This is a genomic window from Phytobacter sp. V69 (genome assembly GCF_965644215.1).
Taxonomy (GTDB): Bacteria; Pseudomonadota; Gammaproteobacteria; order Enterobacterales; family Enterobacteriaceae; genus Phytobacter.
In genome coordinates this window covers 24,624-37,351 of record NZ_CBFFRL010000024.1, presented here as the reverse complement: position 1 = coordinate 37,351, position 12,728 = coordinate 24,624, and the positions used below count along the sequence as shown (strand labels likewise).

The 12,728-nt window shown below is 53.5% G+C and carries 15 protein-coding genes and 1 pseudogene; 6 read left to right on the top strand and 10 right to left on the bottom strand.

What is annotated here, in order from left to right; genetic code table 11:
• Nucleotides 1-174 precede the first annotated feature (174 nt).
• From solA to mdtH, 7 genes and pseudogenes are all read right to left on the bottom strand, one after another.
• Nucleotides 175-1,293: an N-methyl-L-tryptophan oxidase gene (gene solA / locus ACSZPU_RS05455; RefSeq protein ID WP_498996294.1), complete on the bottom strand. Its 1,119-nt coding sequence runs from the start codon at nt 1,291-1,293 to the stop codon at nt 175-177.
• 116 nt (nt 1,294-1,409) lie between these two features.
• Nucleotides 1,410-1,664: a biofilm formation regulator BssS gene (gene bssS / locus ACSZPU_RS05450; protein WP_041851759.1), complete on the bottom strand. Its 255-nt coding sequence runs from the start codon at nt 1,662-1,664 to the stop codon at nt 1,410-1,412.
• 274 nt (nt 1,665-1,938) lie between these two features.
• Nucleotides 1,939-2,184 carry a DNA damage-inducible protein I gene (gene dinI, locus ACSZPU_RS05445; protein ID WP_090087956.1) on the bottom strand — a complete coding sequence of 82 codons (246 nt, stop codon included), beginning with the start codon at nt 2,182-2,184 and terminating at the stop codon, nt 1,939-1,941.
• Nucleotides 2,185-2,259: 75 nt separating this feature from the next.
• A complete protein-coding gene (gene pyrC, locus ACSZPU_RS05440; protein ID WP_498996291.1) occupies nt 2,260-3,306 on the bottom strand; it encodes a dihydroorotase in 1,047 nt (348 codons plus the stop codon).
• A gap of 240 nt (nt 3,307-3,546) precedes the next feature.
• Nucleotides 3,547-4,107 carry a lipoprotein gene (locus tag ACSZPU_RS05435; RefSeq protein ID WP_498996289.1) on the bottom strand — a complete coding sequence of 187 codons (561 nt, stop codon included), beginning with the start codon at nt 4,105-4,107 and terminating at the stop codon, nt 3,547-3,549.
• 117 nt (nt 4,108-4,224) lie between these two features.
• Nucleotides 4,225-4,872: a glutaredoxin 2 gene (grxB, locus tag ACSZPU_RS05430; RefSeq protein ID WP_498996286.1), complete on the bottom strand. Its 648-nt coding sequence runs from the start codon at nt 4,870-4,872 to the stop codon at nt 4,225-4,227.
• A gap of 64 nt (nt 4,873-4,936) precedes the next feature.
• Nucleotides 4,937-6,145: pseudogene (mdtH, locus tag ACSZPU_RS05425) on the bottom strand (multidrug efflux MFS transporter MdtH).
• A 234-nt stretch (nt 6,146-6,379) separates the two neighbouring features.
• Between mdtH and rimJ the strand changes: the two are divergent.
• The 4 genes from rimJ (at nt 6,380) to murJ (ending at nt 10,195) form a co-directional block, all read left to right on the top strand.
• Nucleotides 6,380-6,964 carry a ribosomal protein S5-alanine N-acetyltransferase gene (gene rimJ, locus ACSZPU_RS05420; RefSeq protein WP_498996283.1) on the top strand — a complete coding sequence of 195 codons (585 nt, stop codon included), beginning with the start codon at nt 6,380-6,382 and terminating at the stop codon, nt 6,962-6,964.
• A gap of 9 nt (nt 6,965-6,973) precedes the next feature.
• The gene (locus ACSZPU_RS05415) at nt 6,974-7,627 is read left to right on the top strand and encodes a YceH family protein (RefSeq protein ID WP_498996281.1); all 654 of its coding nucleotides are present in this window, start codon (nt 6,974-6,976) and stop codon (nt 7,625-7,627) included.
• A gap of 2 nt (nt 7,628-7,629) precedes the next feature.
• Nucleotides 7,630-8,553, top strand: a complete 924-nt coding sequence (locus tag ACSZPU_RS05410; RefSeq protein ID WP_498996278.1) for a Gfo/Idh/MocA family protein — start codon at nt 7,630-7,632, stop codon at nt 8,551-8,553.
• 106 nt (nt 8,554-8,659) lie between these two features.
• Nucleotides 8,660-10,195 (top strand): murein biosynthesis integral membrane protein MurJ, encoded by a 1,536-nt coding sequence (gene murJ / locus ACSZPU_RS05405; RefSeq protein ID WP_498996276.1) that lies wholly within the window; start codon nt 8,660-8,662, stop codon nt 10,193-10,195.
• A 59-nt stretch (nt 10,196-10,254) separates the two neighbouring features.
• Here murJ and flgN read toward each other — a convergent pair whose 3' ends face one another.
• The 3 genes from flgN to flgA form a co-directional block, all read right to left on the bottom strand.
• Nucleotides 10,255-10,677, bottom strand: a complete 423-nt coding sequence (flgN, locus tag ACSZPU_RS05400) for a flagella biosynthesis chaperone FlgN (RefSeq protein WP_498996275.1) — start codon at nt 10,675-10,677, stop codon at nt 10,255-10,257.
• 3 nt (nt 10,678-10,680) lie between these two features.
• Entirely contained in the window at nt 10,681-10,971 is a 291-nt protein-coding gene (gene flgM, locus ACSZPU_RS05395; RefSeq protein WP_498996272.1) for a flagellar biosynthesis anti-sigma factor FlgM, read from the bottom strand.
• 94 nt (nt 10,972-11,065) lie between these two features.
• Nucleotides 11,066-11,731: a flagellar basal body P-ring formation chaperone FlgA gene (gene flgA / locus ACSZPU_RS05390; RefSeq protein WP_498996269.1), complete on the bottom strand. Its 666-nt coding sequence runs from the start codon at nt 11,729-11,731 to the stop codon at nt 11,066-11,068.
• Nucleotides 11,732-11,896: 165 nt separating this feature from the next.
• On the opposite strand from flgA, the gene flgB reads away from it, so the two are divergent.
• Complete coding sequence (gene flgB / locus ACSZPU_RS05385; protein ID WP_498996266.1) at nt 11,897-12,313, top strand: flagellar basal body rod protein FlgB; 417 nt, start codon at nt 11,897-11,899, stop codon at nt 12,311-12,313.
• A gap of 2 nt (nt 12,314-12,315) precedes the next feature.
• Nucleotides 12,316-12,720, top strand: a complete 405-nt coding sequence (gene flgC, locus ACSZPU_RS05380) for a flagellar basal body rod protein FlgC (protein ID WP_498996263.1) — start codon at nt 12,316-12,318, stop codon at nt 12,718-12,720.
• Nucleotides 12,721-12,728 lie beyond the last annotated feature (8 nt).

The following is a 12,728-nucleotide window of genomic DNA, read 5'->3' as shown; positions in this document are numbered from 1 at the left end:
GATTCAGGCAACCGTCTGTGGTGTTTGCAGAGCTAAGATTGGCGGCTTAGCGTTGCACTTCGGAGTTGAATCCGCCACGAACATTATTCACAAGAAAATTAAACAGGCGGCGCATGATCTCTCCTGATATCGGCCAACAAGAAAAGGCGACCCGCTAAGGGTCGCGGGAAGGGATTATCCTGCAAAGCGCGCTAAAGAGAATGGTGTTAAATCAAATTTACTGCTTTCACCCTGGGCGAACTGCGTCGCAATCTCACCCAATACAGGGGCAAATTTGAAACCGTGCCCGCTCAGGCCGGTGACCAGCAGCGCGTTGGGATGGCCGGGGAGGGTGTCGATAATAAAATCTTCATCCGGGGAGTTGTCGTAGGTACAGGATGCCCCGTACAGGCAGCCGCCAATGCCGGGCAAGAACTGGCGCAGGAATTTAAAGCATTCTGAGCCGTCTGAGGCCACCGCGCCAAACGGGACACGCTCGCTAGCCTCATTGAACACCTGACCGCCGTTATGCTTGCCGATTTTTAGCTCGTTGTCCTCAGCGGGAAAACCGTAATACTGAGAGCCATCGGCCATCTCGCCGGTAAAGGCCGGGAAGCGATTTTTGGTGCTGTAACGACCATCGGCCTGGAACCAGGCAAAAACTTTACGGACTGGCTGTACGGGGAGACCCGGAACCAGCTGCTTAACCCAGGTGCCGCTACTGATCAGGACCTTTTTGCCGCTGAACGTTCCTTCCGGCGTATCGATACTTACGCCGTCGTCGGTGGTATGCAGGGCGGTCACCGGACAATTAAACAGCTGCGCACAGCCAGCTTCTTGCGCGAGGCGAATCCAGGTTTTAATCGCCAGCTCGCTACGCAGTACGCCGGAATCTGCTTCGAATAAGCCGATATAGTCTTCCGGGACGGTGATTTCCGGCCAGCGGGCCATCAGTGACGGCGCATCGAGTTTTTCTACCGCCAGATTCCAGCGCTGGGCGCTTTGCGCGACATTGGCGAGGAAAGTCGAATGGGCTGGACCCAGGTTTATCACCCCGGTGCGTTCGAACACCGTTTCGCCGCTCTCGGCAACCAGTTGATCCCACAATTCCTGCGCGCGGAGTACCAGTGGAACGTATCTTTCCCCTTCGCCGTAAGCATGGCGAATTAAGCGGGTATCGCCGTGGTGGCTTCCTTCCTGATGCGGTGGCAGGTGCGCATCGGTCATCAGTACGTTGAGACCGGCACGGGTTGCATAAAAGCCCGCCGCCGCACCGACAGAGCCGCTGCCAATGATGATCAAATCGTAATTCATGTTGTTCTCCAGCGAATGCGTAATCAGGAGGGTAAATAACCGGCAGGCGTTATACAAGATGGGAAATAATTAAGGCACCTCGTGGGTGCCTGTTGAGTGATTATTGAGCATTATGACTAATGCCTACGATACTCATTTTCCTGGTACTCGCCTGATTCTATTTTGGCGATACCCGCTTCTAAAATCGAAATAAACTGGCGGGCAACTTCGGTCGTTAACCACAACGTCTGGCCTACTTCGGTATCCTGAGAAGCAGCTCTGTTTGGGGTCTGGTAATGTAAGCGCAACATCAGTGCATCGTAACTGTCCACTGTGCTGATATCCCATCCAACCAGAGGATGGGTCTGGATGACTTCATTATTTTTTTCCATCATAACCCCCATATGGCGTGTTTAAAAGACAACGACTTTCGAGGTTCAATGCGTGTTTTGTGAAGCCTTTTCAGTATACCAATAATTAACGTTGTTGATCTAATAAATAACACTCTGCAACATAATTTTATGACTGTTGGATTTTTTTGAACAAGAGAGCGGGAATTTAAACGTTATTTTTAAGCAGGTTAGGTGAGAAGTGAGATTTTTGCTTAAAAAGAGAACAAAAAAGCCGGGGCGACCCGGCAAAAACATGCACAATATAGACTATTTTTTAATCCCGGATAAACCAGTCGTCGGCGCTTTCCCAGGTTTCCTGCAGAATTTCACTGACGCGCTCTTTATCTTCTTTTGCTCCGCCCATGACGGACAGGTTATTTGCTGCGGCATAACGAACCGTAATTTTATTTTCGCTATCAGGGTAATAATTATTCAGTCGGCGGGATAACTCGCTCGCCAGGGCATCGATCGCCCCTGGCGGGAGTGGTGTAGTTTTGGCAATAGTCACTTCGATGCGCATGGCAACCCCCTGTGTTATATACTGTATATTTATACAGTCATCTTGCAAGGTTTACAACAGGGGGCATGAAAAAAATCAGGATTTTACTGTCCAGTTGACCGTTTCACCCGCGAGGAACGGGATAATCGTATCTTCCGGCAATGCGATGCTCTCAACAACCGTTGACTCTTCACGTACCAGCTCAATAAAGGATTCATTCACCGGCAGGCCATAAAAACGCGGACCATTGAGTGAACAGAAAGCCTCGAAATGCTGCAGGGCATTCATCTCTTCAAACACGGTGGCATAGCTTGCCAGCGCGGTAGGCGCGTTGAAGCACCCGGCACAGCCGCAACTGGCTTCTTTACGGTGACGGGCATGCGGCGCGGAGTCGGTACCGAGGAACGCGCGGGTAAAGCCGCTGGCAACCAGCTCACGCAGCGCCTGCTGATGCACGTTGCGTTTCAGAATCGGCAAACAGTACAGATGCGGACGTACGCCACCGACCAGCATATGGTTGCGGTTGAACATCAGGTGCTGCGGTGTGATGGTGGCGGCCAGCAGTTCATTGCCGTCACGGACATATTCGGCGGCATCTTTGGTGGTGATGTGCTCGAACACCACTTTCAGCCCTGGCAGACGCTGGCGCAGGGGTTCCATGACGGTCTCGATAAAGCGGGCTTCGCGATCGAAAATGTCGATCTCCGCGTGGGTCACTTCGCCGTGAACCAGCAGCGGCATCCCCAGTTTTTCCATGCGCTCAAGGACCGGCATGATGGCATCAATGCTGGTGACACCATGGCTGGAATTGGTGGTGGCGTTCGCCGGGTAGAGTTTGGCGGCGGTAAAAACGTTCTCGCGAAAACCGTGTTCCACTTCGTCAGGGTTCAGTGAGTCGGTCAGGTAACAGGTCATCAGCGGCGTAAAATCATGCCCGGCTGGGACAGCATCGAGGATGCGCTGGCGATAGGCGATAGCCGCATCAACGGTGGTGACAGGCGGTACAAGGTTAGGCATGACAATGGCGCGAGCGTAGGTTTCGCTGGTCCAGGGCACCACGGTTTTTAGCATTTCGCCGTCGCGTAAATGAACGTGCCAGTCATCAGGGCGGCGGATTTTTAAAACCTGGGAATGTGCTGTCATGGGAGTGCTCCGGCTGGGTGAGAATCAGTCAATATGGCTGGTTTTTTGCCGGGCACTAAGGATAAGCGTATACCCGTCATACTTCAAGCTGCATGTGCGTTGGCTTTCTCGCTCATCCCGGTCACTTACTTGAGTAAGCTCCCGGGAATTCACTGCGTCGCCGCCTTCCCGCAACTCGAATTATTTAGGGTATAAAACGTTCCGTTTGCATCCTTTTCCTGAAAAAAAGCCCTCGCGGGCTTAATCGGTCAGGGGAATGATAATTTCACCCGGCTTCACTTCGATACCCTTGGCATATTTTTTCGCCAGCGCTTCGCCCTTGCTGTTGTCTTCACGCAGCAAATACGCGGGGTGTTGATTAAAATAGTTGCGCAGGGACTGATTCAGGTAGGGCGTAAGGGTTTGCAGAATGGACTGCATTTTCTGCGGTGTGACGGTGGCGTCGACCACTTCCATCTCCTGCAGATAAATCGCGCCTTTCTCTTTATCAAAGACCGGTAGCGCCTTCAATTTCAGTTTCATGGTGGCTTTCTGGCTGCCGAACAGAGAGTTCATATCCAGATCGGCATCGCCGGTCAGGGTAATTTTATTTGGCTCCTCGCGACCAATCTGACTGACCAGGTTGCTAAGGACAATGTGTGCCTGCGCCACGCCGGGTAGACCGATGTCTTTGGCGAAGTCGTTGTGTTTTTGCAGTGACTGGTTAATTTCCTGCTCGCTGATGCTGTACTGTGTCAGCTGGTTACAGCCCACCAAAACGCCGCTTAAAATCAGCACAGCGGCAAAAATAATCTTCTTCATTGCGTTCCTCAACAGGGTGCCTGTGTATTCATCCTTGTCTGTAGCATCCGCCTAGGGCAGAGGATAAGCCAGCAGAAAAAGCTGAAAGCGAAAGCGCATGCTTCCGCCTGGGGGACATTATATCGCCATTGATGAGAGCAGGTTAATCTGCGTTTGTTTCGCCATGTTATCGCGATAGTCTGCTACCCGTGTCGGCCAGTTAATCCCGGCAACAAGAGTCAGATTACGCAACAGTGGGAACAGGTGAATATCATCATCCGAGAGTGTCCCATTCACGGCATTTGGCTGCACGATAAGCTTGTCCAGTGCGCGTAAATCATCGCTGATATTTTTGATAAGCCCGGTTGAGTGGGCGATATGCCCGGCGAAGTTACCGATCACCGCCTCTTTCTTTGCCACAAAGTAGGCCCTGGCCTCGGGGGTGGCGAACTCATCGAAGGCGCTTTTAGCAAAACGCGGAATCAGCAGACGGTTGGCATAACCATTCACTTTGCGCAGCCAGGCATCGAGGGCGGGATTCTGCTTCCCGGTCAACAGCGGTTTACCGTCAAGTTTGTCGACGTAATGTACGATATCCATGCTTTCCGGGAGATAGCGGCTGTCGTCTTTTTGCAGTATCGGCGCCATTTTCTGACCGATCATGCGGGTCGGCGTCGCGTCGTCATCATTGAGCAACACGTTGAGTTCGACGGGGATATTCTTGAGACCGAAAATCATGCGGGCTTTAACACAGAAAGGGCAGTGATCGTAAATGTAGAGTTTCACGTTTCTCCTCCATACTGATTGTCCATCAACAAAAAGTATGGGGGAGATTCAACGCGCTGGCAAATCACGCGCCCGGTTCGAGCAGGCGAGAAGGCGTCCGTTTTTGCGCGAATTGCCACAGCAGTGCGAAGAAGGTGATAAGACCAATCAGCGCCAGCATCATCCATGGCAACTCTGGCTGGCTCAATGCTTTACCGACGTCAAACAGCCAGCCTCCACCGGCATAACCCAGTGCGCCGCCAAAGGCCAGACCCAAACGGCTGAATCCCATATAGCTACCACGGGCGCGAGAATCAGCCAGCGATGCACTCAGGGTTTCACGCGCCGGTTCAGCAATAATGGAGCCAATATAAAAAGTGCAAATCAGGGTAAAGAGTTGCTGCAGGTTGCTGACCAGACCGATCGGCAGCAGGCTGAATGACATAAACAGCAGCCCGGCCATCAGCCGATGTTCCAGGCGAAAACGTTTTTCACTCCAGCGCGCGATAGGATACAGCAGCGTCAGCGACAGGCTGGCCTCAATGGCATACATCCATTTCACGGCCGCAGGCGAGCCGGCAATGTCGTTCACCATGATAGGCAGCATCAGCATCACCTGTACGGCCAGCATGTAGTAACCGGTAAGCGTCAAAACGTAGGTGACAAAACGTTTGTCACGCAATACGCGGCTGAGTCCTTCACGGACCGGCGTTTTCACCGTTGACAGTTTCCAGGCAGGCAGCAGCTAGGCGTTAAAGCCCGCGCAAATGACAAACACGGCGGCGCCGACGATGCAGACCAGACGAAAATCGTATTGCAGCAGCCAACTGCCAATCAGTGCGCCGATCACCGCTCCCGCACTGTCCTGCATCATCAGGATTGAGAAGAAGCGTCCGCGCTGTGACGGGCGAATCAGCTTGACCACCAGCGCCGTGCGCGGTGGATCGAAGAGCGTACCGCCGAGTCCGGATAATAGGCAGGAGCACCACAACAGCCAGGGTTCATGGGCGATACCCATGGTGGCAAAACCGGCTGCACGCATGAGCATGCCGGTGACGATCAGCGGTTTGGCACCAAAACGGTCCGCGATAGCGCCGCCGAAAACCCCCAGACCTTGCTGCACGAATTGCCGTAACCCGAGGGCAATACCCACCATCAAGGCGGCCCAACCGAGTTGATCAACAAAGCGTATAGATATAAGCGGGAAAACGACGAAAAAGCCCAGCACCACCAACATATTATCGACGAGCAGGAAATATTTACCCAGGCTCCTTGCCTGCGATACGCGTGCCATTCCCCCTCCCGGGAAATAAAAGACATCACTGATATTCTGCCGGGTCGCCTGATGTTTTCCCATCGTTGGCGCGGCAATATTTTTTTATCAAAAGCGGGCTTTAATTCAGACTTCTCATCGAAAAAGCTTATGGATAGCGAAAATGCAGGTTGTTGTTTTCACAGAGTGGCTGAGCAAATGTATAGTAAAGGTAAGGGGTTCAAAGATGTAACCGGAAGGAGAAGGAAGGAATGAATGTTTGGCTATCGCAGTAATGTGCCGAAAGTACGCCTGGTCACTGACAGGCTGGTGGTCCGCTTAGTTCACGAGCGGGACGCCTGGCGGCTTGCGGACTATTACGCTGAGAACCGTCAGTTTTTAAAGCCCTGGGAGCCGGTTCGTGATGAGAGCCATTGCTACCCATCTGGCTGGCAGGCCCGCCTGGGCATGATTAACGAATTCCATAAACAAGGAACCGCTTTTTATTTCGCTTTACTCGATCCAGAAGAAAAAGAAATCATCGGTGTGGCGAATTTCTCCAACGTGGTGCGCGGTTCGTTCCATGCCTGCTATCTGGGGTATTCCATTGGGCAAAAATGGCAGGGGCAGGGGTTAATGTTCGAAGCGCTGACGACGGCAATTCGCTATATGCAACGAACGCAACATTTGCATCGCATCATGGCGAATTATATGCCGCACAATAAACGCAGCGGCGATTTGCTGGCACGCCTTGGTTTTGAAAAAGAGGGCTACGCAAAAGCGTATCTGCTGATTGACGGGCAATGGCGTGACCACGTGTTGACGGCGTTGACCACCAAAGACTGGACTCAGGGTCGTTAAGGAGAAAACATGAAGTATCAACTCACTGCCACGGAAGCGCGCGTTATTGGATGCTTGATGGAAAAGCAGGTTACCACCCCGGAACAGTATCCTCTGTCGGTCAATGCCGTGGTCACCGCCTGCAACCAAAAAACCAACCGCGAACCGGTGATGAACCTTAGCGAGCATGAGGTGCAGGATTTGCTGGATGTGCTTGTTAAGCGTCACTACCTGCGTACGGTCAACGGATTTGGCAACCGGGTCACCAAATATGAGCAGCGTTTCTGTAACTCCGAATTTGGCGACCTGAAACTCATCGCTGCGGAAGTGGCTATCATTACCACGCTGCTGCTGCGCGGCGCGCAAACGCCGGGTGAACTGCGCGGACGTGCGGCGCGGATGCACGAATTTAATGATATGGGTGAAGTAGAAAGCGCGCTGGAAAATCTGGCCCAGCGTGAAGACGGCCCGTATGTGGTGCGTTTGCCGAGAGAGCCCGGCAAACGAGAAAGCCGTTATATGCATCTGTTTAGTGGCGATATGGAGACGCTGATCAACGTCGTGGAAGCGGTAAGCCCGCTGGATAACGACAGCGATCTGGCTTCACGGGTTGAAGCACTGGAAATCGAAGTCGCTGAGCTGAAACAGCGCCTGGCTTCGCTACTCGAACATCTGGGGGATTAATCGTGGCGGCATTACGTATTGGGGTGGTGGGATTAGGCGGCATCGCGCAAAAAGCGTGGTTACCGGTGCTGGGCGCAGCAACCGACTGGACGCTGGCGGCGGCCTGGTCACCTACCCGTGAAAAAGCGCAGTGTGTCTGCGATACCTGGCGTATCCCTTATGCCGGGTCGTTAACCGATCTCGCCGCCCAGTGTGACGCAGTCTTCGTTCACACCTCGACCGCCTCGCACTATGCGGTGGTCAGTGAACTCCTTAATGCGGGGGTTCATGTCTGCGTTGACAAACCGCTGGCGGAAAATCTGGCGGATGCGGAAAAGCTCATTGACCTGGCGGCACGCAAAAAACTGACGTTAATGGTGGGGTTTAACCGCCGTTTTGCGCCGCTGTACCAGCAGTTAAAAAGCCGTCTGCCGCAGGCCGCGTCGCTGCGCATGGACAAGCATCGCAGCAACAGCGTGGGCCCGCACGATCTGCATTTCACCTTGTTGGACGATTATCTGCATGTCGTGGATACGGCGCTGTGGCTGGCAGGGGGCAATGCGTCGCTTGCCAGCGGTACGCTGCTGACCAACGATGAAGGCGAGATGATTTATGCCGAGCACCATTTCGCCCTGGGCTCGCTGCAAATCACTACCAGTATGCATCGCCGCGCGGGCAGCCAGCGTGAGTGGGTGCAGGCGGTAACGGACGGCGGGCTGTACGACGTCACCGATATGCGCGAATGGCGTGAAGAACAGGGGCAGGGGATTGTGACTCCCCCCATTCCCGGCTGGCAGAGTACGCTGGAACAGCGTGGCTTTGCCGGATGTGCACGTCATTTTATCGAATGTGTGCAAAATCAGACGGTTCCGGAAACGGCAGGGGAGCAGGCCATCATGGCCCAGCGCATCGTCGAAAAGCTCTGGCGCGAGGCGATGAGCGAATAACCCTCTGTAACATATGGCGGTAGAAATTCGCGTTATTCCAGGTAGACTAAGCGCTTCGCTATACCAACGCCTGCTCTGTGCAGGCGTTGTGTTTATGGAACCCTAAATGAACTTATTAAAATCGCTGGCGGCTGTCAGCTCAATGACCATGTTTTCTCGCGTGCTGGGTTTTGCGCGCGATGCCATTGTGGCGAGGGTATTTGGTGCGGGGATGGCGACAGATGCCTTCTTTGTAGCGTTTAAACTCCCTAACCTCCTGCGACGTATTTTTGCCGAAGGGGCATTTTCTCAGGCCTTTGTGCCGATTCTGGCGGAATATAAAAGCAAACAGGGCGAAGAGGCGACACGTGTCTTTATTGCCTATGTCTCTGGTCTGTTAACCCTGGTACTGGCGGTTGTTACCGTTGCCGGGATGTTGGCAGCACCCTGGGTGATTCTGGTGACAGCCCCCGGTTTTGCAGACACGGCGGATAAATTTGCTCTGACTTCCCAGCTTTTGCAGATAACCTTCCCCTATATTTTGCTGATTTCGTTGGCCTCGCTGGCGGGGGCGATCCTCAATACCTGGAACCGTTTCTCCGTTCCGGCGTTTGCGCCCACCTTCCTCAATATCAGCATGATCGGTTTTGCCCTGTTCGGCGCACCCTACTTCCATCCGCCGGTGCTGGCGCTGGCCTGGGCGGTGACGGTGGGCGGTGTCCTGCAGTTGGTCTACCAACTGCCGCATCTGAAAAAAATAGGCATGCTGGTTCTGCCGCGCGTCAGCTTCCGCGACGCCGGTGCGATCCGGGTGGTGAAACAGATGGGACCGGCAATTCTCGGCGTCTCCGTCAGCCAGATTTCTCTGATCATCAATACCATTTTCGCCTCTTTCCTGGTCTCCGGTTCGGTCTCATGGATGTACTACGCCGATCGCCTGATGGAGTTTCCTTCCGGGGTGCTTGGCGTGGCGTTGGGGACGATTTTACTGCCGTCGCTTTCCCGTAGCTTTGCCAGCGGTAACCATGATGAATATTGTCGTCTGATGGACTGGGGGCTGCGGTTATGTTTCCTTCTCGCACTGCCAAGTGCGGTGGCATTGGGTATTCTCGCGAAGCCGCTGACGGTTTCACTCTTTCAGTACGGTAAGTTCACCGCGTTTGACGCCCTGATGACCCAGCGGGCGCTGATAGCCTACTCGGTTGGTCTGATGGGCATTATTGTGGTGAAAGTGCTGGCTCCTGGCTTTTATTCGCGTCAGGACATTAAAACGCCGGTCAAGATTGCGATCGTCACGCTGATAATGACGCAATTAATGAACCTGGCGTTTATTGGTCCGTTAAAACACGCGGGCCTGTCGCTGTCGATTGGTCTGGCGGCCTGCCTGAATGCCAGCCTGCTCTACTGGCAGTTGCGTAAGCAGAATATCTTTACCCCGCAGGCCGGGTGGGGCAGTTTCCTGACGCGCCTGTTCATTGCGGTGATAGTAATGGCGGTAGCGCTGTTGGCGATGCTCTATGTGATGCCGGACTGGGCGCAGGGTAATATGGCGCACCGCCTGGTACGTCTGCTGGCTGTGGTGGTGGTGGGGATTGCGGCGTACTTCGCGACGCTCGCGGCACTCGGGTTCAGAATTAAAGACTTTGCCCGCCGGATAGCATAAACACAAAAGGGAGTCGACCATCACAGGCGATTCCCGTAAAGCTGAAATCAACGCGTCAGTTAGATGGAAATCTTTTTCCCTCCCCGATTACCCGTAAAGGTCTGACCGTCCGCACCATAGAGTCCAGGCTCCTGGTGAGGTTTCAGTACCTCGAGCGCTTTCCGGTTGAGGGCGATTTGCCCTTCAAGCAACCAGCCGTTGTGTTGATTCAGATCGCGCAGGTGCTGCGTTTTTCTCGTGATAGTCTGCCAGCGATCTGCAACATCATCGTTCGCGCTGCTTTGTACTTTCTGCGCTTCGCGGCGTTGCTGCTCGAGATAATCCAGTGTGGCAAGCAATGAGCTTTTCTCTTCCGTAATGCGCTGCAATGTGCTGCCATTGACATGGCCTACGGAGAGTTGTTTTTGCTCAGCATCCATCACATCTTTCAATGCGTTCAGGATAACTGTCATCTGATCAAGAATGTCTGACAGTTGATTCATACATTATTTACTCAAGTAACTCTGCACTTCGTTAATCAGGGCATCAGCAATTTTGCCGGTATCCATTTTCAGCTCGCCATTACGGATCGCAGTTTTCAGTTGTTCAACGCGTTCCATATTAATGTCGCTGCTGCCTGGTTGCATCAGTTTGGATTGGGCATCACTGAGCGTTACGCTCGTGCTGTTGGCGGTCGTCGATTTTTCCAGGCGTACTTTCTGTGCCTGGGCGTCGCTGGTCTCACGCGTTTGAACGGTGCTAACCGGCTTTAAAGGCGATGTACGATCAATGCTCATAGTGTTGTCCTCATAGAGGTTTTCCGGCGTTTTGGGTCTGCCATCTTCAGTCGTTGCTTATTTATCGGCAGATGCCGCGAATTCTTTAAAAAGATTATAGGTTAATCAGAATATTCCCATCAGCGCCGACAATTCCACTTACAATTTGCCCCGAGGACATGCGCACACGGGCGTTTTGCGATACCGCCGCGTTGTTCAGCGCCTGGCCTTCACTGTTGACACTAAAGCCTTCGCCATTGGCTACAACCATCACTCGCTGCCCGGCTTTTACCCGCCAGGCCTGGCGCAGCATGGTGAGCTGAACCGGCTGATCGGGGGAAAGATCGCGCAGACTTACGGCATCCTGTGCCTGAGAAATATCGAGCATGGCTTTCGGCGGCAGTTGATCGAGTCTGCCGCGTTTAAGTTTGACATTTTCCGACGTCAGAACACTACCTCGCGCAATCGCCTGCGCGGCAACAACATAGTTGCCCGTCGCCTGGACGTTAACCTGTAAATAGCGTTTTTCATTACCGCAATTTGCCAGGACATTAACATTCCCCCAAAGCTGTGCGTATCCCGTTGTACTCAGCGCGGGCTGCTCGCAGGCGGGGTAAAGGTTTTGCGGTGTACGTATTGTGACCACAACGTCATCGCTAAAGCCAGCCAGTCGTTGGGCAAAAAACGCGGTGACCTGCGCCTTTAAGTCTTGCGCCAACACTTGCGGGCTTAACATCAAAAACAGCCATGTCGCGGCTAAACCGCTTTTCAACGTGTTCATCGCAGACCTCTGCCTGTTGTTTGTTGAAGGGATGACAGGATTCTACCCGTCACGCAAACCTATCAACGGAATAAATAGCGACGCATTTTGCGCTTATTCCGACGATAAGGCGCGCGTAAGGAGATTTAAGCTGTTGACTAAATAATTGTCATCAGCGGGGAAGCCATGCTCGATAAACTTGATGCCGCGTTACGGTTCCAGCAAGAAGCACTGAATCTGAGCGCGCAGCGCCAGGAAATTCTGGCCGCCAACATCGCCAACGCCGATACCCCTGGGTATCAGGCGCGCGATATGGATTTTTCCAGCGAACTGAAAAAAGTGATGGAACGCGGCCGGGCAGAGAACACAGGCGTCTCGCTGGCGTTGACTTCCAGTCGCCATATTCCGGCGCAAGCCGTGTCCACCCCGTCTACTGACCTGCTTTATCGTATTCCGGATCAGCCGTCTGCCGATGGCAACACCGTGGATATGGACCGCGAACGCACGCAGTTTGCGGATAACAGCCTTAAGTATCAGACAGGGCTGACCGTATTGGGTGGGCAGATCAAAAGCATGATGGCCGTGCTACAGGGGAATAACTAATCATGGCATTACTGAATATCTTTGATGTCGCCGGCTCCGCGCTTACCGCGCAGTCCAAACGTCTGAACGTCGCTGCCAGTAACCTGGCGAACGCCGACAGCGTTGCCGGGCCGGACGGCCAACCTTACCGCGCCAAGCAGGTTGTTTTCCAGGTGGATGCTGCACCGGGCCAGGCAACGGGCGGCGTAAAAGTGGCTGGCGTTGTTGAAAGCCAGGCACCCGACAAGCTGGTTTATGAACCCGGCAACCCGCTGGCAGATGCGAAGGGCTACGTCAAAATGCCTAACGTTGATGTCGTCGGTGAAATGGTGAACACCATGTCCGCGTCTCGCAGCTATCAGGCGAACGTCGAGGTGCTCAACAACGTTAAGAACATGATGCTCAAAACGCTTACTCTCGGCCAGTAATAAGGAGA

Excerpts from the sequence above, each read along its gene's own strand:
- flgM (WP_498996272.1), bottom strand. The coding sequence starts at position 10,971 with ATGAGCATTGATCGTACATCGCCTTTAAAGCCGGTTAGCACCGTTCAA.
- ACSZPU_RS05415 (WP_498996281.1), top strand. The coding sequence starts at position 6,974 with ATGAAGTATCAACTCACTGCCACGGAAGCGCGCGTTATTGGATGCTTG.
- flgN (WP_498996275.1), bottom strand. The coding sequence starts at position 10,677 with ATGAATCAACTGTCAGACATTCTTGATCAGATGACAGTTATCCTGAAC.
- pyrC (WP_498996291.1), bottom strand. The coding sequence starts at position 3,306 with ATGACAGCACATTCCCAGGTTTTAAAAATCCGCCGCCCTGATGACTGG.
- dinI (WP_090087956.1), bottom strand. The coding sequence starts at position 2,184 with ATGCGCATCGAAGTGACTATTGCCAAAACTACACCACTCCCGCCAGGG.
- flgB (WP_498996266.1), top strand. The coding sequence starts at position 11,897 with ATGCTCGATAAACTTGATGCCGCGTTACGGTTCCAGCAAGAAGCACTG.
- flgA (WP_498996269.1), bottom strand. The coding sequence starts at position 11,731 with ATGAACACGTTGAAAAGCGGTTTAGCCGCGACATGGCTGTTTTTGATG.
- flgC (WP_498996263.1), top strand. The coding sequence starts at position 12,316 with ATGGCATTACTGAATATCTTTGATGTCGCCGGCTCCGCGCTTACCGCG.
- ACSZPU_RS05435 (WP_498996289.1), bottom strand. The coding sequence starts at position 4,107 with ATGAAGAAGATTATTTTTGCCGCTGTGCTGATTTTAAGCGGCGTTTTG.
- solA (WP_498996294.1), bottom strand. The coding sequence starts at position 1,293 with ATGAATTACGATTTGATCATCATTGGCAGCGGCTCTGTCGGTGCGGCG.
- bssS (WP_041851759.1), bottom strand. The coding sequence starts at position 1,664 with ATGGAAAAAAATAATGAAGTCATCCAGACCCATCCTCTGGTTGGATGG.
- rimJ (WP_498996283.1), top strand. The coding sequence starts at position 6,380 with ATGTTTGGCTATCGCAGTAATGTGCCGAAAGTACGCCTGGTCACTGAC.
- murJ (WP_498996276.1), top strand. The coding sequence starts at position 8,660 with ATGAACTTATTAAAATCGCTGGCGGCTGTCAGCTCAATGACCATGTTT.